Below are 238 nucleotides of genomic sequence, written 5' to 3'. Positions count from 1 at the left end.
GGAATAAAACCATTCGGTAGACTTCCTGACTGATTCAATCAAATATGTTATGGGAAAAAGTCTGATGAAGAAATTTTTATTTGGTGCATTTGCCGCCGTCTGTGCAGCATTCTCTGTGGCCGCCGTGAACATCAATACCGCATCTTCTGCCGAACTGGAGGCTTTGCCGGGTATCGGTCAGGCTAAGGCGAAAGCGATTGTGGACAACCGTCAGAAGAACGTTGCGTTCAAATCGGTG

General features: G+C 47.1%; 1 protein-coding gene. It reads left to right on the top strand.

Translation table 11 applies throughout. The annotated features are described in order from the left end of the window. Nucleotides 1-64: 64 nt before the first annotated feature. The coding region (locus ACTHRE_RS11190) for a ComEA family DNA-binding protein (protein ID WP_440345288.1) at nucleotides 65-238 on the top strand (174 nt) is incomplete at its 3' end.

This window comes from Neisseria sp. P0001.S007, from assembly GCF_051963655.1.
Taxonomy (GTDB): Bacteria; Pseudomonadota; Gammaproteobacteria; order Burkholderiales; family Neisseriaceae; genus Neisseria; species Neisseria subflava_A.
The sequence above is the reverse complement of the archived record's forward strand: the minus strand, read 5'-3'. Positions and strand labels throughout refer to the sequence as shown.